Here is an 18647-nt window from a genome sequence, read left to right as displayed (position 1 = left end):
CTTTCGTGTGACGATCGTAGGCCCGTGTTGACGGCTCGAATGCCAGGACGGTGGTAGTGTGCGCGCCTCCCTCATCCAGATCGCAGTAGACCCGGACGAATCCGTCAATTCCCGTAGGGATCGCGTGGCGTCGTTGGTCGCGGACCAGCGTGGCGCCGATCTGGTGGTCCTCCCCGAACTCTGGCCGGTCGGCGCGTTCGCGTACACCGCCTTCGCCGACGAGGCCGAACCGCTCCGGGGGCCCACCCACGACCTGATGGCGAAGGCCGCGGCCGATGCCGGAGTCTGGCTGCACGCCGGCTCCTTCGTAGAACGTGCCGACGACGGCACGCTCTACAACACCTCGCTGGTCTTCACCCCCGAGGGCGAGCGGGCAGCCGCCTACCGCAAGATCCACCGCTTCGGCTTCGACAAGGGTGAGGCGGTGATGATGGGCGCCGGTGAGGACCTCGTGACGGTCGCCCTGCCGCAGACCACGCTCGGCCTGGCCACCTGCTACGACCTGCGCTTCCCTGAACTGTTCCGCGGCCTTGTCGACGCGGGCGCGCAGACGCTCGTCGTCCCGGCGGGCTGGCCGGAGCGGCGCCGCGCCCACTGGACGCTGCTGGCCCAGGCACGCGCCGTCGAGAACCAGGCGTACGTCCTGGCCGTCGGCACCGCGGGCACCCACGCCGGGGTGGAGCAGGCCGGGCACAGCATCGCCGTCGACCCGTGGGGCGAGGTGCTCGCCGAGGCGGGCGCGGACGAGGAGGTGCTCACCGTGGAGTTCGACCCGGCCGGGGTCACCGCCACGCGGGAGCAGTTCCCGGCGCTCAAGGACCGGCGGCTGGGTCTTGCCCCGCCGTCGAGCGGTCGCTGACGCATCGGCCGGACGGAAATCGCACCACCGTCGGGTATCCGCTGACGTATCCGTCGGGCCGGGCCTCGCCCCAGCGTCGGGCGGGGCCCGGTTTCACGTGAAACGTCCCGGTGGGACTCCCCGGGACGGCTGGGACGTCTGGGGCGTCCGCCATGCCTGAGACCCTCCGGAATGCGGACGCACGACGGTGATGTTGACTGTTCACATGGCAACACGTGCGCGCGTCAGGGCCCCCGAGCTGGTCGGCAAGGGTGGCTGGCTCAATACCGGCGACCAGCAATACACCCTCGCTGACCTGCGAGGACGCATCGTCATTCTGGATTTTTGGACGTTCTGCTGTGTGAACTGTCTGCATGTCCTCGACGAGCTGCGCGAGCTGGAGGAGAAGCATCGCGACACCGTGGTGATCATCGGCGTCCATTCGCCGAAGTTCGTCCACGAGGCCGAGCACCAGGCCGTCGTCGACGCCGTCGAGCGGTACGAGGTCCACCACCCGGTCCTCGACGACCCCGAGCTCGCCACCTGGAAGCAGTACGCCGTACGCGCCTGGCCGACCCTCGTCGTCATCGACCCCGAGGGCTATGTCGTCGCCCAGCACGCCGGCGAGGGCCATGCGCACGCCATCGAGAAGCTCGTCGAGGAGCTGGAGGCGGAGCACGCCGCGAAGGGCACGCTGCGCCGCGGCGACGGCCCGTACGTGGCGCCCGAGCCCGTCGCCACGCATCTGCGCTTCCCCGGCAAGGCCCTGCTGCTGCCGGACGGCGGCTTCCTCGTCTCCGACACCACCCGGCACCGCCTCGTCGAGATCGAACGGGACGGCGAGACGGTCCGCCGTCACTTCGGCACGGGGGACCGTGGGCTCGCGGACGGCGGGCCCGACGAGGTCCGGTTCAGTGAGCCGCAGGGGCTCGCCGTGCTGCCCGACGGCCGGATCGCCGTCGCCGACACCGTCAACCACGCCATCCGCGCCCTCGACCTCACGACCGGGGTGACGACGACCCTCGCGGGCACCGGCCACCAGTGGTGGCAGGGCTCCCCGACGTCCGGCCCGGCGCGAGAGGTCGACCTCTCCTCCCCGTGGGACGTCGCCTGGTTCGCCGACCGGCTGTGGATCGCCATGGCCGGCGTCCACCAACTGTGGTCGTACGACCCGGGGTCCGGAACCGTGCAGGTCTCCGCGGGCACGACCAACGAAGGACTTGTCGACGGTCCGGCCGATGAGGCCTGGTTCGCCCAGCCGTCCGGACTCGCCGCCTCGGCCGACGGCGACCGGCTCTGGGTCGCCGACTCGGAGACGTCCGCGCTGCGGTACGTGGACCGGGACGGGACCGTGCACACGGCCGTCGGCACCGGCCTCTTCGACTTCGGTCACCGTGACGGCGCCGCCGACCAGGCGCTCTTCCAGCACCCGCTGGGCGTGACCGCGCTGCCCGACGGGTCCGTCGCCGTCAGCGACACGTACAACCACGCCCTGCGCCGTTACGACCCCGCCACCCGCGAGGTCACCACGCTGGCCACGGATCTGCGCGAGCCGAGCGATGCCGTGCTGGTCGACGGCGATCTCGTCGTCGTCGAGTCCGCCCGGCACCGGCTGACCCGGCTGCGGCTGCCCGAGGAGGCCGTACGCGTCGCCGACCAGGCGCACCACACTCAGCGCGCGGCCACCGAGATCGCCCCCGGCACGCTCCGGCTGGACGTGGTCTTCCAGGCGCCCGCCGGTCAGAAGCTGGACACCCGGTACGGCCCCTCGACCCGGCTGCTGGTCTCGTCGACCCCGCCCGAGCTGCTGGCGGAGGGTGCCGGCCCCGGCACCGATCTCTTCCGGGACCTGGTCCTGGCCGACGGCGTCACCGAAGGCGTCCTGCACGTGTCCGCGATGGCGGCGTCCTGTGACGACGACCCGGAGAACGAGTACCCGGCCTGCCACGTCCACCAGCAGGACTGGGGTGTCCCCGTCCGCGTGAGCGCGCAGGGGACGGCGCGGCTGCCGCTGGTGCTCGCCGGAATGGACGAGCAGGCCTGACGGGCTGACAGGCTCAGAAGTCGCCGGCGCCGTTGCGGAGCTCGGTCGTACTCGTCCGCACTGTTGCCGGTGAGCAGGGCAGGCGCAGTGCGGCGAGCAGAATGCGGCGCTCGGCGGGGCCGAGTGGCAGATCACCGGACTCGGTGGCTACGGACAGCGCACCGAGCAGGTGGAACTCCACTGTCACTCCTCCCCCGGGCAAAGAACTGAGATCACCACCCGGGGGCCCCGCCGAACCAACCGCCGTGAGCCAACAGCAAAGAGGCCGGAATTCGGTTCAGATTCCGCGGCGCTCGTCCTCGGACACGACCGTGGTGCTGGGCGGTACGACCATCCGGCGGCGCCGCGCGATGCTCGCGTAGACGAAGACTCCGATGATGCCGACGATCATCATGATCCAGCCGACCAGGTCGACATTGACGGTGTCCATCTTCCAGTCGGTGGCGAAGGTGAGTGTCGCCCCGACGGCGATGAGGATGATAAATCCTCCGAGTCCCATGGGTCACGCCTCCTCGGCGGTCCGGAGGCTCCGGACCGTGTACGGATCGCGTACCCGGCCGGGCAACATCCATGTGTGGAAGGTGGATCGGTCCGCCGGGGACGGCGTCGGCGCGTTCACCGGCCCTCAGCGCCGGAGGGCCTCCACCGGCTGGATGCGGGCGGCCCGCCAGGCCGGGTAGATCCCGGCCAGTACCCCGGTGAGCAGCCCGATCGCCGGTGCGGCGGCGACCGTGGCGGTGTGCACCACCGGCGTCCAGTCGCGGACCACCGCCACGGCCACCACGGCGATCGTGCCGATGCTGGTGCCGACCAGCCCGCCCAGGGTTCCCAGCGCGCCCGACTCGGCGAGGAACTGGACCGTGACATGGCGCCCGCGCGCCCCGAGTGCCCGGCGCAGCCCGATCTCACCGGTCCGTTCCAGGACGGCGACGAGCGTGGTGTTGGCGATCCCCACCGCGCCGATGACCAGACAGATCGCCGCGAGCAGCAGAAAGAGCTGGTCCAGGTCGGAGGTGACCGAGGACCGCAGGGCCCTGGGGTCCGGCGGAGGTACGGCCTTGAGGTACTCCGGATGGTCGGGGCGCAGCGCGGTGGGCACCTCCGACGCGATCTGCCGTGCGGCCCCCACGTCGGTGGCGATCAGCATCTGCGCCCCCTCGGTGGGCGGACCCCACAGTCTGCGGGCCGCGGTGTCCGGGACGATGACGGACATCAGTACCTCGGGCTTGCGCCGCACATCGTCGATGATGCCGATCACTGTGAAGGGCTGGTCGTCGATGAACACGGCGGGCGCCGTCTCGAGGGTGCTGATGCCGAGCCGGGCGGCGATTCCCCTGCTGACGACGGCGACCTGCAGACCGTCGGCCGCGTGGTACGTGTCGTACAGCCGTCCCTGGGCGAGCCGCGGTTCGGCCGCCTGCACGGCGCCGGGTGACGCGGCGACCACATCGATCTTCTGACCGGCGGAGTCCCCGACCGGTGAGGACCGGACGTCCGGGCTGCCGCCGGTGGGGCGTACCGGCCAGAACACGCCTGCGTGGCGTACGCCGCCGAGCTTCTCCACGCGGGGTCCCGCGTCGTCGGGGAAGGCCGGCCCGGCGAACTCGTCCTTCTCGCGTGCCACGTCCCCCACGGTCACCTCGGTCGCGGTGAGCAGGCTGAACCGGGAGTCGATCTGCGAGGAGGCCGTCGCCGTCAGTCCGAGTACGGCGACGAACGTGCCCACCCCCAGGACGGTTCCGAGGGCGGTGAGCACCGAGCGGGCGGGCCGCTGGAGCACTCCGGCGAGAGCTTCGGAGAGCAGGTCGCGGGGTGAGAAGGAGGAGGGGGTGATGCGAGGAGTGCGGGTGCGCTTCCTGCGAAGGGCACTCATGAGAGCGGCGCTTGTGCGGCGGGCTCCCGTGCGGCGGTCACTCACGCGACGGTCACCTGCTCGCGGAGCACTCCGTCGCGGATGGCGACCGTGCGCAGACCGCGGGCGGCGACCTCCGCGTCATGGGTGATCAGCACGATCGTCATGCCTTCGGTGTGCAGCTCCTCCAGCAGCCGGAGCACGGTGCCGGCGTTGACGGAGTCGAGATTGCCGGTCGGCTCGTCGCACAGCAGCAGGGAGGGCCGGGCCACCAGGGCGCGAGCGATGGCGACGCGCTGGCGCTCACCGCCGGACATCCGGCTGGGCAACGCGTGCACCCGGTGGCCCAGCCCGACCCGCTGGAGTGCGGCGCGGGCCCGGTCGGGGCGTTCGGTGCGCGGGACGCCGCAGTAGACCATCGCCAGGATCACGTTCTCCAGCGCGCTTCGGTGCGGCATCAGATGGAATGCCTGGAAGACGAAGCCGATGCGCCGGCCGCGCAACGCGGTCCGGTCGCCATCGCCGAGCGCCCCGGTCTCGATGCCGTCCAGCAGATAGGTGCCGGCGGTCGGGGCGTCGAGCAGACCCACGATGTTGAGGAACGTGGACTTGCCGGACCCGGACGGGCCGACGACCGTCATGAAGTCGCCGCGGTGGACGGTGAGGTCGCAGGGCCGGAAGGCGTGCACCGGGGGCGGGCCGGGGTAGGTGAGCGCGACCCGGCGGAATTCGATCACCGGGGTGTCGGGGGTGCCGGCCTCCCCCTCGATGCCGGTCATGGCGTGGCCCCCTCGCCGCCGCTGCCGTCCGGCTGTTTGAGCCCGGTCAGGACGCGGTCGCCCTCGCGGAGGGTGCCGGGGGAGAGCGGGGTGACCTCGACGAAGCCGTCGCCGTTGGTTCCCGGGCGTACGGACACCCGGCGGCGTTCGCTCTCCTGGCCCTGGCCGGTGACCACCGTGACGACCGTCCTGCCGTCGGCCCCGGCGGACACCGCACTCACCGGGACGACAAGGACCTTGCCCTCGGTCGCGCTGGACTCCACGGTCAGCCGTACGTCCTGCCCGGCCAGCTCCGCGGGGAGCTTCCGGTCGGGCCTGACCACCATGAGGTACCCGGACCCGCCGCCTGTGGCAGGTGCCTGCGCGCCGGTCTGTTCGCCGCCCTGGCCCGAGGAACCGGACTGCTGGACGGTCGGACTGCCGGCCACCGACTGCACCCGGGCGGCTGCCTGTGCGCCGGTGATCTCGGACAGCACATCCACCTTCTGACCCTCCCTGATCAGACCCTTCTGATGGGCCTGGAGGTAGCCGTGGACGACGAGTGCACCGGCGGACACCTTCATCACCGGGCCGGACACCTGGCTGCCGACGTGAGCCGAGACGCTGTCCACCCGGGCCGGGAACTTCTCCAGGAACACCACTTCGGATGCGGGCAGCATGGGACCGTCGGCGGCTTGCACCGCGGCCAGGGCGGTCCGGGCGTCGGCGAGGTCCTGCTGGGAGCGGCTCAGGTTCTTGCGCAGTTCCTTCAGCCCGCTGCCGCCGCTTCCGCCGGCCCGCCCGCCGGCTGCCGCTGCGCCCGGGGTGCCCGGGGCACCGGCGTCTCCCGCGTCATCCGACGAACCCGCGCCACCCGACGTCCCTGAAGCCTCCGAAGCCCCCTCCGCGGCCTGCGCCGTGTCCAGCGCGTCCTGCGCGTCCTCGACCGCACGTTCCTGGGACTTCACCAGTTGCTCGGCCGCCTTCAGCCCCTCCCCGTCGTCGCCGCCCGCCACGGCGGGGTCGTATCCGAGCGAGGCGTAGAGCTTGCTCACGGCTCCCTTCGTGCCCGGGCCGTACGTCCCCGAGGGGTCGGGAGCGGTTCCGTGTCCGAGGCCGGCCAGGGCCCGCTGGAGCTGGGTCACGTCGTTGCCCTCGGCCCCCGGCTTGAGGTCCCGGTAGACGGGAAGCGCCCCCGGGAGAGCGATGACCGGACGCCCCGACACCTCGATGAGGGGCTTGCCGGCCAGGACGGCGTCGCCCGCCTTCAGCGGGGTCTTGGTCACGGTCGGCGTGGTGCCGCCGTCGCCCGCTCCGGCCGCGACGGGGGTGACATCCAGACTCTGTCCGGCGACGACCGTGCCGCGCAGGATCACCGAGGACCGCAGTACGCGCTTGTCGACCGGTGCGGTCAGCACATCGGCAGGCGGCGGCGCCGAGTCGGCCGCGGCCTGCGCGGGCGACTTGATGAGCAGCGAGGCCCCGACGCCCGTACCGGTGAGGACCACGGCTCCGACGGCCACGGCGATCACCCAGCGGCGGGCACGGGACAGGCCCGCGCCCGCTTCGGTCTCGTCGTCCAGCAGCTGCGGGTCCTCATTCATGTACTCGTCCTGACTGTTCATCAGTTCTTGGCGAGGGCCTTCTGGGCGTTCTTCACGTACCCCTGGTTCCATTCCTCCACGAGCTTGAACTCCTCGGCCCGCCGGTCGATCTCGGCCTGCTGGAGAGGCTTGGTGACCGTGTACCAGGTCTGTTCGAGCGAGGATTTCTTGTTGCAGGCACTGTCGGCGACGGCGACCTTCTTCTCCTCGTCGGTCGCGGTCGCCGCGACCCGGTCGCCGCCGTCGGGACTGCCGCCGCTGTCGCGGCCGCTCTTGCCGGAGAACTGGGCGAGCGGGTCCTGCGGCTGGGCGAAGACGAAGCCCTGTTCCTTCATGCAGGCACTCCACTTGCCGACGGCCGTGGTCAGCGAGGCGTCGGCCTGCGCCTTCTGCGCGGCGGCGTTCGCCGCCTCGTCGACCGGGCTGGGCACGGGGAGCTCGGGCAGGCCCTTCGCCATCGTCCGGGACACCTCGCCCTTGCAGCCGCCGTCGGGTACGGCTTTGCCGCCGACGGTGGCGGCGCCGGTGCCGATGCGCACGGCTTCCTCCGCCGCGGAGCCGGTCTTGCCGTCGTCGCCCGTCTCCCGGGCGGCCGCGTCGGCCGCGGCCGGGGAGCGGTAGCCGTAGGAGGCGGCCTGCGCGGCAGGTAACTGCCGGTACTCCGAGTCGCGGGCCGGCTTGGCCTCCACCACCTCGGGCTGCGCGCGGTAGTCGAAGCCGTACCGCTTCATGCAGGACACCATGAGCAGGTTGGTGGCCCGCTGAATGGTTCGGGCGTCGTCGTCGGAGTTCTGGAGGTAGGCGGTGAGCGGCAGGGGTTCCGAGGCGCCCGCCGTGCCCTGCGCGGTGGAGCCCTTGCCGCCGGTGCCGGGTGCGGCGGAGTCGTCGTCGGACTGGCCGCCGCAGCCCGCGACGGCGGTGACGGCGACGAGGGCCAGCGCGGGAACGGCCAGCCGGAGGCCGGCCGGGCGGGCGGAGGGGAGGTTCATCGTGGCTGCTCCATTACGGGGTGGTCTACGAGGAGATGACGCGGCGTGCGTTCTTCAGCCGGGTGTCCCTGTCGGCCTTGGCGGCTGCCAGCTCGGCTGTGCGGTTCGTCATGAGGGAGCGTTCGACGGCGCTCTCGGCCCGGTGCCAGACGTCGACCAGACCGGTCTTCTTCTTGCAGGCGACATCGGCGACGGCGGTCCTCTTCTCCCGGGCGTCGGCGGGCGGCGCCTTGGGGAAGCCGGGATCGTTGGCCGGATCGAGCGGGGAGGTGTAGTCGAAGCCCTGCTTCTTCATGCAGGCCGACCAGGCCGCGATGACCGCGGTCACCCGCCGGTCCTGCTTGGACTTCGCGTACGCGGTGCCGTAGATCTGGCTCCCGACGCGGGTCAGGTCCCGGTTGCCGTCGTTGCCGGCGAGGGTGCGGCGGGCCTGTCCGAGGCAGCCGCCCGGTGGTACGGGCTTCCCCTTGTACGTGGTGAGGCGCTGCTGGTCCTCGTTCCTCAGTACGTGCCCGTCGGGGTCGTACGAGATGCCGCCGGTGATCAGCGAGACCGTGGTGAGGTCGGGCTGCGCGGCCGACGCGGGGCGGCCCCCGAGGAGGCCGGGCGGAAGCCGGTAGCCGTAGTCGCGGGCCCAGCGCGGGTCGGTGACGCCGTACGGGGCCTCGGGCGCGGGTCGCGCGTTGCCGGTGTCCGGGGCCCGGTAGCCGACGTCGTACGTCCGCATGCAGGAGGCGACCAGCTTCTGCTCGGCGGCGTACAGAACGGTACGGTCGGCGCCGCTCAGCCGGTACGGGTCGACCGGCATCGGAAGGGGCTGCTGGATGTGTACGTCCTCGGCCGCGGCGGAGGACGACGGCCTGTTCTGCCCGGTGGACGGCGACGGAGCGGGGACCGGCGTCCCACCGGTGGAACAGGCGCTCAGTAACAGGCAGTTCAGGGCCAGCAGGGACGCCGCGAGAGGGCGTGACGCAACGGACTTCATGGCTCCGCTCGGGATCGTACGGGCACGGGCACGGGCGCCGGAGCAGTCGGAGGTGCGCGCGGCGGCGGTGTGCATGGCGGCGGTGGGAGGGGAAGCGGCGCCGCGACGGGCGCGACGGGCGGGTGCCCTCCGGAGACCGGAGGGCACCCGACTCGCGTGCTGCGGTGTGCGGACGCGGACTAGGAGCGCCACCAGCTGTGCGAGGCGTTCTCGTTGTACACGTTGTCGAACTGCGGGTCGCCGTAGTTGGTCGGCAGCGTGTCCGAACGGCCCGTGTACGTACCGTTGTTGTAGTTGCTGTTGAACCAGACGGTGACGTTGTACGTCGCGTCCAGGTTGCGGCCGCCGGCTGCGTTGTTCTTGACGGTCTGCCCCTGGCCGCTGCCGGAGCTCAGGAAGTTGTTGTCCTGGAGGTTGGCGTCGTTGCCGAAGAAGTCGGAACGCGATCCGCCGAAGTTGCTGTTGAAGAAGTAGCAGACCTCGCCGGTGTTGCAGACGCCGTCCCGGTCCGCGGCTGAGGCCGGGGCCGCAAGGGCGAGGCTGCCCAGGCCGAGGGCTGCGGCGGTGGAGAGCAGTGCGGCGGCGATGCGCTTGGACATATGTGTCTCTTCCTGCTTCGTCTCGCGGATGGATGAGACCCCGGGAGCACAGGTCGACTGCTGTGGTCCGGTGGGGCTTGCGAGACGCTAACAGCGGTTTGAGACAGCAGAGTTGGGACTTTGACCGCTTCTCATTCCTGTATGAGGTTTCGTGCGCATGTTCGCCTGGGGTTGCCTCTGATACCGGGCATTCGGTGAGTCTTCGGCGGTGGGTGTGACGTCCACGCCGATCAGCCGGTATGTGTAATTCCGCCCTTTTTGCGCATATCGAGATCTTGCCAATCATGGCCGGCTCTTCGACGTGGCGGGATCGGATCGGTCGGCGGCGTCGTTCGTGGCCGGATCCACCCATTCCGACCAGCGGTCACTGGTCGCGACGGCCCGCAGCTGGTCCATGCCGAACCCGGTTCCGGTTGCGGTCACCGTGACCCGGGTGCCGTCGGGCCGCAGGACGTCGGCCGTGCGCGAGGTCAGGGAGTTCGACGGGTCCTCGTAGGCCAGCAGCACGGACCCGTCGGTGAGTTTGACGATCCGGCACGTCTTGGCCTCCTGCTCCGCGGGGCACGAGTAGTGCTGCTCCAAGTCGTCCCGGGCGGGGGCGTGCGTGGGTGTCGCGACGGCGCCCTTGCCGTCCTTCCACGGCTGCTGTTTCGGGTCCCGCGCGCCGGCCGTGCCACGGGGCAGCGGTTGCCGGACGGGCTCCCGGACGTAGTCGCCCTGGAGCCACACCGCCACCGTCCCGCCGCTCGCCAGCGTCACCCGGCCGTAGGTCTGCACGGAGGTGTATGCCGGGTCGCTGTCCCGGGTCTGCACATCCGTGACCTCCGGCTGTCCCGGCAGCAGCTCCACCAGCAGCGCGGCCGTGGCGGCCCCGGTCGCCGGTTCACGTCCTGCGGGGGCCGGGGCTCCGGTCGCCGCGAACTCGGGCAGTGCGACCGTTACCGGACCGGACCGTCCGCCGGGCAGGACCACCAGAAGCGCGGTGGCGGTCAGTGCCACCGCCGCCGAGCAGGCCGTGCCCCAGGCGGCGGCGCGTCGACGCCGCCGTCGGCGGGTGCCCCGCACCAGCGACCCCGTGAGCAGCAGTTCGGCGTCCACCGGGAGCCGGGCCAGAGCCACGTCCATGGTCCGGGACAGCTCGGCGGCGTAGGCCGGTTCACCGTCGTACGAGTCCATGGGAAGCACCGTCCTTTCCTGTGTCCTCGCCGATCAGCGCGCGCAGCCGGGTCAGCGCGCGGGTGCACCGCACCCGGACGCTGCCTTCGCTCATCCCGAGCGCGTCGGCGGTCTCCTTGACGCTGCGGTCCTCCCAGTAGCGCAGGACGACCACGGCCCGGTCCTTGGCGGGCAGCGTGGCCAGCGCGTGGAGCAGGGTGACCCGCAGGGCGCTGTCGCCCTCGGGCGCGGCGGCATCCGGCAGCGCGGCCACCGGACGCTCGGCGGACCGTCGCAGCCTCCGGTACGAGAAGTACGTGCGCATCAGGACGGTCCGCGCGTACGCGTCCGGGCTGTCCGCGCGCAGCACCCGCGACCAGGAGGCGAACACCTTCCCGAGCGCGGTCTGCACGAGATCCTCGGCGAGATGCCAGTCCCCGCACATCAGCAGTGCGGTACGGAACATGCGCGGACCGGTGGCGCGGGCGAACTCCTGGAACCCGTCCGTCCCACCGGTCACCTGCGTCACCCCTCAGCCGTCGGCCCCGCGAACTCCCTGCACAGGGAAGACGCCCGAGCCTGCGGCGCGCGTTACACAGACTTCCGGAAATTCTTCGGAGTTACGGACGGACCGGCCCGGCCGACGGTGCACGGGCCGGCCCCGACGGAAGGGGCCGGCCCGGAGACGGACCCGCTCAGCCCGCCAGGAACGCCGCCAGCGCGTTCGCCAGCAGATACGGGTCGTCCGCACCGCACAGCTCACGCGCACTGTGCATCGACAGGATCGCGACGCCGATGTCCACGGTCTGGATGCCGTGCCGGGCCGCGGTGATCGGGCCGATCGTCGTGCCGCACGGCATCGAGTTGTTGGAGACGAACGTCTGCCACGGCACGCCCGCCTTCTCGCACGCCGCCGCGAACACGGCCCGGCCGCTGCCGTCCGTCGCGTACCGCATGTTGACGTTGACCTTGAGGATCGGCCCGCCGTTCGCCACCGGGTGGTGTGTCGGGTCGTGGCGCTCGCCGTAGTTGGGGTGGATCGCGTGACCGGTGTCGGAGGAGAGACAGACGGTCCCCGCGAAGGCCCGGGCCCGGTCCTCGTACGTGCCGCCGCGGGCGAAGACGGAGCGCTCCAGCACCGTGCCGAGCAGCGGTCCGTCCGCGCCGGTGTCCGACTGCGAACCGTTCTCCTCGTGGTCGAACGCGGCCAGCACCGGGATGTACGGAATCTCGTCGTCCGGCTGTCCGGCGACGGCGGCGAGCGCGGCCGTCGCCGCGTGCACGGAAAGCAGGTTGTCCATCCGCGGCCCGGCCAGCAGTTCGCGGTCCCGGCCCAGGTAGGCCGGCGGCTCCACGGCGTGCGGCATCAGGTCCCAGCCGGTCACCTCCTCGGCGTCGACGCCTGCCTCCTCGGCGACGAACCGGATCAGGTCGCCCTCCTCGACGTCCCCGAGTCCCCAGATCGGCTGCATGTGCTTCTGCCGGTCGAGCTTGAGACCGTCGGTGTTGGCCGACCGGTCCAGATGCACGGCCAGTTGAGGCACGCGCAGCAGCGGCCGGTCGATGTCGACCAGCCGGTGCGTGCCGTCGCGCAGGCTGATCCGGCCCGCGAGGCCGAGGTCCCGGTCCAGCCAGGTGTTGAGCAGGGTGCCGCCGTACACCTCGACGGCGATCTGCCGCCAGCCGTACGACCCCGTGTCGGGCAGCGGCTTCACCCGCAGATTCGGCGAGTCGGTGTGCGCCCCGGCGATCCGGAACGGGGTGTGCGCCCCGGCGCCCTCCGGCACGTACCAGGCGATGATCGCCCCGCCGCGCAGCACGTACTTCCCACCGGTGGACGCGTCCCAGGCCGCGGTCTCCTCGACCTGCCGGAAGCCGGCCTTCTCCAGCCGCGCCGCGGCGGTGGCCACGGCGTGGTAGGGGGAGGGGCTGGCCATCAGGAAGGCCATCAGGTCGTCGGTGTGACCGCGGTCGAAGCGGAGGGGAGAACTCATGTTCTTCACTGTAACGACGATGGGCCGGGAAGAATCCGCGTACCGCCACCCCCGGCACATACCTATCCCGCGGCCGCCACGGCTGTCGGCTCCTTGCCGTCCTGCGCCTGCTGCGCGCGCTCGGCGAACATGGTGGCCAGGGCGGTGAGCTGCTCGTCCGGCAGCGCGGTGCGGCTGTGGGAGGTGCTGATTCCCAGCAGGGTCGTCCCGACTCGGATCAGTGACATGGTGGACCGGCCGAAGACGGGATGGTTGCCACGGCCGGCGAAGCGCTCGTCGCCGATGTTCTCCAGGTCCACCTGCGTGGGGTCCTCGCGCAGGGTATGGCTGTAGAAGTTCTTCCACAGCGCCGTGTGGGCTGCCGCGGCGGCCTTCTCGTCGCGGTACGTGAACACCCAGAACAGCGCGTCGGTCTTGCTCTCGGGGTCGAAGAAGTCCGTTCTGCCGTCGAGGCGGACATCGGTGCACGGCGTCTTGTCGGACATCGCCAGGGGGCACATGGAAGGCGGGTTCTCGGTCTGCTCCGGGTATGTCGAGCGACGTGCCACAGCCTCCTCGACATTGCGCCAGCCCGCCATGGCAGGCGCGTCCGGCAGGACCGACAGGACCTGCTTCGTGTTCAGGGACTTGGCCACTTTTGCGGCACGACTGTCGGAGTCGATGCTTCCGCTTCCTCCACCGCAGCCCGTGAACAGCGCCATTGCCGCCATCGCCGCCGCGCACCGCACGTACAACCGCTGGTTCTTCAAGGTGAGCCCTACTCGTCTGTGATCGTCGCCGATGGCTGCGTGCCGTCCTGCGCCTGTTGCGCGCGTTCCGCGATCACGGTGGCGAAGGGGCCCCGGCGGATGCGGATGCTGATCATAAGGACCGGCCCGGTCGAGGTTCGAAGAGGGCAGCCTGCTGCCGGATGACCACCGGACCTGCCCCCCCGCAGGCGGCGGGACGACACGAAAGCGCCGCCGCCCGAAAGTATTCGGGTGGCGGCGCCTCGTTGACCGATGCTGCGGGCCGAAGGCTAGAACGCGGCCTCGTCCAGGTCCATCAGCGAGCCGTCGACCGCCTCGGCGAGCGCGCGCTCGGCCGAGACGCCCGGCAGGACGTTGGCCGCGAAGAACTTCGCTGCGGCGATCTTGCCCTGATAGAAGGCGACGTCCTTGGCGGAGGCGGTCGGCAGCTTCTCGGCCGCCACGGCCGCGCCCTTCAGCAGCAGGTAGCCGACGACGACATCGCCGGAGGCCAGCAGCAGGCGGGTGGTGTTCAGGCCGACCTTGTAGATGTTCTTGACGTCCTCGCCGGTCGCGGTGAGGTCGGTGATCATCGTGCCGACGATCGCCTCCAGGTCCACGGCCGCCTTGGCGAGCGAGTCCAGCGCACCGGACAGCTCCTCGTTGCCCTGGGCGCCGGCGAGGAACTTCTTGATCTCCTCGGACAGCGCATTCAGCGAGGCACCCTGGTCGCGGACGATCTTCCGGAAGAAGAAGTCCTGGCCCTGGATCGCCGTGGTGCCCTCGTAGAGGGTGTCGATCTTGGCGTCCCGGATGTACTGCTCGATCGGGTACTCCTGCAGGTACCCGGAGCCGCCGAACGTCTGGAGCGACTGCGCCAGCTGCTCGTACGACTTCTCGGAGCCGTAGCCCTTCACGATCGGGAGCAGCAGGTCGTTGAGGCCGTGCAGCGCCTTCGCGTCCTCGCCCGCGGCCTCCTTCTCCTGGATCGCGTCCTGGACGGAGGCGGTGTACAGCACGAGGGAGCGCATGCCCTCCGCGTACGCCTTCTGCGTCATCAGCGAGCGGCGCACATCGGGGTGGTGCGTGATGGTGACCTTGGGCGCGGTCTTGTCCATGAAGTTCGCCAGGTCGGTGCCCTGGACCCGCTCCTTGGCGTACTCCAGCGCGTTCAGGTACCCCGTCGAGAGGGTGGCGATGGCCTTCGTGCCGACCATCATCCGGGCGAACTCGATGATGCGGAACATCTGGCGGATGCCGTCGTGCTTGTCACCGATCAGCCAGCCCTTGGCGGGGTGCTGGTCGCCGAACGTCATCTCGCACGTGTTGGACGCCTTGAGGCCCATCTTGTGCTCGACGTTCGTCGCGTACACGCCGTTGCGCTCGCCCAGCTCACCGGTGGTCCAGTCGAAGTGGAACTTCGGGACCATGAAGAGCGACAGACCCTTCGTGCCCGGACCTGCGCCCTCGGGACGGGCCAGCACGTAGTGAATGATGTTCTCGGACATGTCGTGCTCGCCCGAGGTGATGAAGCGCTTCACACCCTCGATGTGCCAGGAGCCGTCCTCCTGCTCGACGGCCTTCGTGCGGCCCGCGCCGACGTCCGAACCGGCGTCCGGCTCGGTCAGCACCATCGTCGAGCCCCACTGCTTCTCGACGGCGATCTCAGCGATCTTCTTCTGCGCCTCGTTGCCCTCGTCGAAGAGGATGCCGGCGAACGCCGGGCCCGAGGAGTACATCCAGATGGCCGGGTTCGAGCCGAGCAGCAGCTCCGCGTAGGACCAGATCAGGGAGCGCGGGGAGGTCGTGCCGCCGATCTCCTCGGGCAGACCCAGGCGCCAGTACTCGGAGTCCATGAACGCCTGGTACGACTTCTTGAACGTCTCCGGGACCGGCGCCGTGTTGGTCTCCGGGTCGAAGACCGGCGGGTTGCGGTCGGCGTCGGCGAAGGAGTCGGCCAGCTCGTTCTCCGCGAGGCGGGCGACCTCGTCGAGGATGCTCTTCGCCGTCTCGACGTCCATCTCGGCGAACGGGCCGGTGCCGTACAGCTTGTCGCGCCCGAGGACCTCGAAGAGGTTGAACTCGATGTCGCGGAGATTCGACTTGTAGTGCCCCATGGGAAGGCTCCGTAATCAATAGCAGTGGCGCACAGCGCCCCGGTCAAGGCGTGAGGGCCGGGCGGGCGACGAGCTGGCGGTAGGCATATCAGCTGACCTCCCCGATGATGCTACCCGTCAGTAATAAGACGCAACCCCTCGAGGGGTGGATGTGTCCCATTACTCTTTGGGGTATGTACGGCTACGACCAGAATCAGGGCGCACAGCAGCAGATGGGTGGCGGCTACGGCGAGCAGCCGCTGTATCCCGAACCCTCGCCGCCGTCCCTCGGTGACGCGGTACGGGCCTTCACCACCGGATCCCTGTCCGCCGAGGACTTCCAGCAGATCTTCGCGACCTCGAAGGTCTACTGCCCGCGCGGCGACAACCCCGGCTTCCTCGCCCTGCACAACACCCAGCAGCCGGTGATCCCCATGTTCACCACGCTCAAGGAGCTGCGGCTGTACGCAGGCAAGGAGTCCAAGTACTTCGTGATCACCGGCGCCGAGGTGATCGATCTGCTGCCCACCGGCTACGGCTTCGTCCTCGACATGGAGGGCGAGCACCGCATGGTCTTCGACGCCAAGGCCGTGGAGCAGATGGTCGACTTCGCGATGCGCCGCATGTACGGCTGACGTCGTCGCCCGCAGACGGCTCATTGCCGGCCTTCCGGACGCCAGTAGGGGCCCGTACCGCTCAGGTACGGGCCCCTACCGCTGCGTGCGACAGGCCGGGAATGCGGTGCCCCTTGCAAGATGTTCACTGTTCAACTAAATTGAAGGCAGAACAATCCCGGAGGTGGCTCCCATGCCCGCAGTGACCGTCGAAAACCCACTGACCCTGCCCAAGGTCGCCGCCTCTGGCGACGCCACGGCCCGTCCCGTGCTCGCCGTCACCACGGCGCCGAGCGGATTCGAGGGCGAAGGCTTCCCGGTTCGCCGCGCGTTCGCCGGGATCAACTACAAGCACCTCGACCCGTTCATCATGATGGACCAGATGGGCGAGGTGGAGTACGCGCCGGGCGAGCCCAAGGGCACTCCCTGGCACCCCCACCGCGGCTTCGAGACCGTCACGTACATCATCGACGGCACCTTCATCCACCAGGACAGCAACGGTGGCGGCGGCACCATCCGCGACGGTGACACCCAGTGGATGACGGCCGGATCCGGCCTCCTGCACATCGAGGCCCCGCCGGAGTCCCTCGTCATGTCGGGCGGCCTCTTCCACGGCCTCCAGCTCTGGGTGAACCTGCCCAAGGCCGACAAGATGATGGCCCCCCGCTACCAGGACATCCGCGGCGGCCAGGTCCAGCTCCTCGCCTCCCCGGACGGCGGCGCGCTGCTCCGCGTCATCGCCGGTGAGCTCGACGGACACGAGGGCCCGGGCGTCACCCACACCCCGATCACGATGGTCCACGCCACCGTGCGCCCCGGCGCCGAGGTGACCCTGCCGTGGCGCGAGGACTTCAACGGACTCGCGTACGTGCTGGCCGGCCGCGGCACGGTCGGCGAGGAGCGCCGCCCGGTCCACAAGGGGCAGACCGCGGTCTTCGGCGCCGGGTCGTCGCTGACCGTCCGCGCGGACGAGAAGCAGGACGGCAACACTCCTGACCTGGAGGTCGTGCTGCTCGGCGGCCGTCCGATCCGGGAGCCGATGGCGCACTACGGGCCGTTCGTCATGAACAGCCAGGCCGAACTCAAGAAGGCGTTCGAGGACTTCCAGGCCGGCCGTCTCGGCACCGTGCCCGCGGTCCACGGCATGGGTGAGTGATCCTGCGGCAAGGGCCGCGCTGACGGTCCGTCACCCGTACGGCCGTGCAGGCGGGACATGACTGCCGCACCGTGATCGGGTGGGAGGGTGCATACCCGGAAGCCCCTCCTGCCCGACGCCGCGTGGCGGACAGCCGCCTGGTGCGCCGTACTTCTGCTGGTCACCGGTGTCGCCGCGGTTGCGATCTGGTTGTGCATCGTCCTCAAGACGGCGGTCACACCCGTGCTGCTCGCCCTGCTCGGTACGGCGCTGCTCGGCCCCGTCCACCGGTGGCTGGCCGAGCACCGGGTGAACCGGTCGGTGGCCGCCGGGCTCACCTGCGCGCTGCTCGTCGCGGTGGGCGGCGGCGCCGGGTACATCGTCGTCACCGCGCTCATCGACAGCGGCGGCCAGATCGTCCAGTCGCTGAAGGCTGCCGGGCAGTGGGTCGTCGACCACTTCGGGTTCGCGCGGGACATCAATGTGGACGACCTCGCCGCCAACGCGCAGAAGCTCGTCGAGAAGTTCGGCGCAAGCGCCGCGGGCGGGCTGCTCACCGGGATCAGCCTGGTCGGCTCACTGATCGCGACCGGCGTCCTCGCCCTGCTGCTGACCTTCTTCTTCCTGCGCGACTCCCACCGGGCCGTGGACCTCGCCCACGCCATCGCCCCGCGCGGCACCGGTGAGCTGGTCGAGGCGATGGGGCGGCGGGCCTTCGAGGCCGTCGAGGGCTTCATGCGCGGCACCACGTTCATCGCGCTGATCGATGCCGTCTGCATCACGGTCGGCCTGCTGATCCTGCGGGTGCCGGGCGCGGTGGGGCTCGGGGCGCTGGTCTTCGTCGGCGCGTACATCCCGTACCTCGGCGCGTTCCTCTCGGGTGCCGTCGCCGTCCTGGTCGCGCTCGCGGACCGGGGTGTCGTGATCGCGCTCTGGGCGCTCGGAGTGGTGCTCGCGGTCCAGGTGCTGGAGGGGCACGTGCTGCAGCCGGTGATCCAGAGCCGTACGGTCCAGATGCACCCGGCCATGATCATGATCGCGCTGACCGCGGGGGCGAGCGTGGCGGGCCTGCTGGGGATGCTGCTGGCGGTACCGGTGTGCGCGGCGGCCTTCGGCGTCCTCGGTGAACTCCGCAAGGGCTACAGCCCCGACCCGAACCCACCGTCCCCCTCCACCCCGCCCGACCCACCGACGCCGCCGGACACACCACCACCCAGGACATCGGGCCCGCCCGGCGATTGAGGGCGGAGCGGCCA

At 70.6% G+C, this 18647-nt stretch carries 18 protein-coding genes; 5 read left to right on the top strand and 13 right to left on the bottom strand.

What is annotated here, in order from left to right; genetic code table 11:
• Positions 1-58 precede the first annotated feature (58 nt).
• Positions 59-859 (top strand): carbon-nitrogen family hydrolase, encoded by an 801-nt coding sequence (locus OHA88_RS23840; RefSeq protein ID WP_328627005.1) that lies wholly within the window; start codon positions 59-61, stop codon positions 857-859.
• Between the two features lie 205 nt (positions 860-1064).
• Positions 1065-2882 (top strand): NHL domain-containing thioredoxin family protein, encoded by a 1818-nt coding sequence (locus OHA88_RS23835; protein ID WP_328627004.1) that lies wholly within the window; start codon positions 1065-1067, stop codon positions 2880-2882.
• A gap of 13 nt (positions 2883-2895) precedes the next feature.
• On the opposite strand, the gene OHA88_RS23830 is transcribed toward OHA88_RS23835, so the two are convergent.
• From OHA88_RS23830 to OHA88_RS23770, 13 genes are all read right to left on the bottom strand, one after another.
• Entirely contained in the window at positions 2896-3063 is a 168-nt protein-coding gene (locus OHA88_RS23830) for a hypothetical protein (protein WP_328627003.1), read from the bottom strand.
• 96 nt (positions 3064-3159) lie between these two features.
• Positions 3160-3381, bottom strand: coding sequence for a DUF6458 family protein (locus OHA88_RS23825; protein ID WP_328627002.1), 222 nt, complete (start codon positions 3379-3381; stop codon positions 3160-3162).
• A gap of 126 nt (positions 3382-3507) precedes the next feature.
• Complete coding sequence (locus OHA88_RS23820) at positions 3508-4755, bottom strand: ABC transporter permease (protein WP_328627001.1); 1248 nt, start codon at positions 4753-4755, stop codon at positions 3508-3510.
• A gap of 41 nt (positions 4756-4796) precedes the next feature.
• A complete protein-coding gene (locus OHA88_RS23815) occupies positions 4797-5513 on the bottom strand; it encodes an ABC transporter ATP-binding protein (protein WP_328627000.1) in 717 nt (238 codons plus the stop codon).
• Positions 5510-7096: a peptidoglycan-binding protein gene (locus tag OHA88_RS23810; protein ID WP_328626999.1), complete on the bottom strand. Its 1587-nt coding sequence runs from the start codon at positions 7094-7096 to the stop codon at positions 5510-5512. The genes OHA88_RS23815 and OHA88_RS23810 overlap by 4 nt, the downstream gene beginning before the upstream one ends.
• Before the next feature lie 20 nt (positions 7097-7116).
• Positions 7117-8085: a hypothetical protein gene (locus tag OHA88_RS23805; RefSeq protein WP_328626998.1), complete on the bottom strand. Its 969-nt coding sequence runs from the start codon at positions 8083-8085 to the stop codon at positions 7117-7119.
• A 25-nt stretch (positions 8086-8110) separates the two neighbouring features.
• Positions 8111-9070 (bottom strand): hypothetical protein, encoded by a 960-nt coding sequence (locus OHA88_RS23800; protein WP_326628772.1) that lies wholly within the window; start codon positions 9068-9070, stop codon positions 8111-8113.
• 179 nt (positions 9071-9249) lie between these two features.
• Positions 9250-9669, bottom strand: coding sequence for a peptidase inhibitor family I36 protein (locus tag OHA88_RS23795; protein WP_267003944.1), 420 nt, complete (start codon positions 9667-9669; stop codon positions 9250-9252).
• Positions 9670-9951: 282 nt separating this feature from the next.
• Positions 9952-10845, bottom strand: a complete 894-nt coding sequence (locus tag OHA88_RS23790; RefSeq protein ID WP_328626997.1) for a hypothetical protein — start codon at positions 10843-10845, stop codon at positions 9952-9954.
• Entirely contained in the window at positions 10826-11344 is a 519-nt protein-coding gene (locus tag OHA88_RS23785) for a SigE family RNA polymerase sigma factor (RefSeq protein WP_267003940.1), read from the bottom strand. The genes OHA88_RS23790 and OHA88_RS23785 overlap by 20 nt, the downstream gene beginning before the upstream one ends.
• A gap of 175 nt (positions 11345-11519) precedes the next feature.
• Positions 11520-12818 carry a M18 family aminopeptidase gene (locus OHA88_RS23780; RefSeq protein ID WP_328626996.1) on the bottom strand — a complete coding sequence of 433 codons (1299 nt, stop codon included), beginning with the start codon at positions 12816-12818 and terminating at the stop codon, positions 11520-11522.
• Between the two features lie 62 nt (positions 12819-12880).
• Positions 12881-13519, bottom strand: a complete 639-nt coding sequence (locus OHA88_RS23775) for a hypothetical protein (protein WP_328626995.1) — start codon at positions 13517-13519, stop codon at positions 12881-12883.
• 317 nt (positions 13520-13836) lie between these two features.
• Positions 13837-15663 carry an acyl-CoA dehydrogenase gene (locus tag OHA88_RS23770; RefSeq protein ID WP_328626994.1) on the bottom strand — a complete coding sequence of 609 codons (1827 nt, stop codon included), beginning with the start codon at positions 15661-15663 and terminating at the stop codon, positions 13837-13839.
• Positions 15664-15836: 173 nt separating this feature from the next.
• Here OHA88_RS23770 and OHA88_RS23765 point away from each other — a divergent pair, with 173 nt between their 5' ends.
• From OHA88_RS23765 to OHA88_RS23755, 3 genes are all read left to right on the top strand, one after another.
• Positions 15837-16277 carry an SseB family protein gene (locus tag OHA88_RS23765; RefSeq protein ID WP_030930244.1) on the top strand — a complete coding sequence of 147 codons (441 nt, stop codon included), beginning with the start codon at positions 15837-15839 and terminating at the stop codon, positions 16275-16277.
• Between the two features lie 172 nt (positions 16278-16449).
• A complete protein-coding gene (locus OHA88_RS23760; RefSeq protein ID WP_328626993.1) occupies positions 16450-17412 on the top strand; it encodes a pirin family protein in 963 nt (320 codons plus the stop codon).
• Between the two features lie 87 nt (positions 17413-17499).
• On the top strand, positions 17500-18633 hold the full coding sequence (locus OHA88_RS23755; protein ID WP_328626992.1) for an AI-2E family transporter: 1134 nt from the start codon (positions 17500-17502) through the stop codon (positions 18631-18633).
• The last annotated feature ends 14 nt before the right edge of the window (positions 18634-18647 follow it).

The sequence above is a fragment of the Streptomyces sp. NBC_00353 genome (assembly GCF_036108815.1).
Lineage (GTDB): Bacteria > Actinomycetota > Actinomycetes > Streptomycetales > Streptomycetaceae > Streptomyces.
The sequence above is the reverse complement of the archived record's forward strand: the minus strand, read 5'-3'. Positions and strand labels throughout refer to the sequence as shown.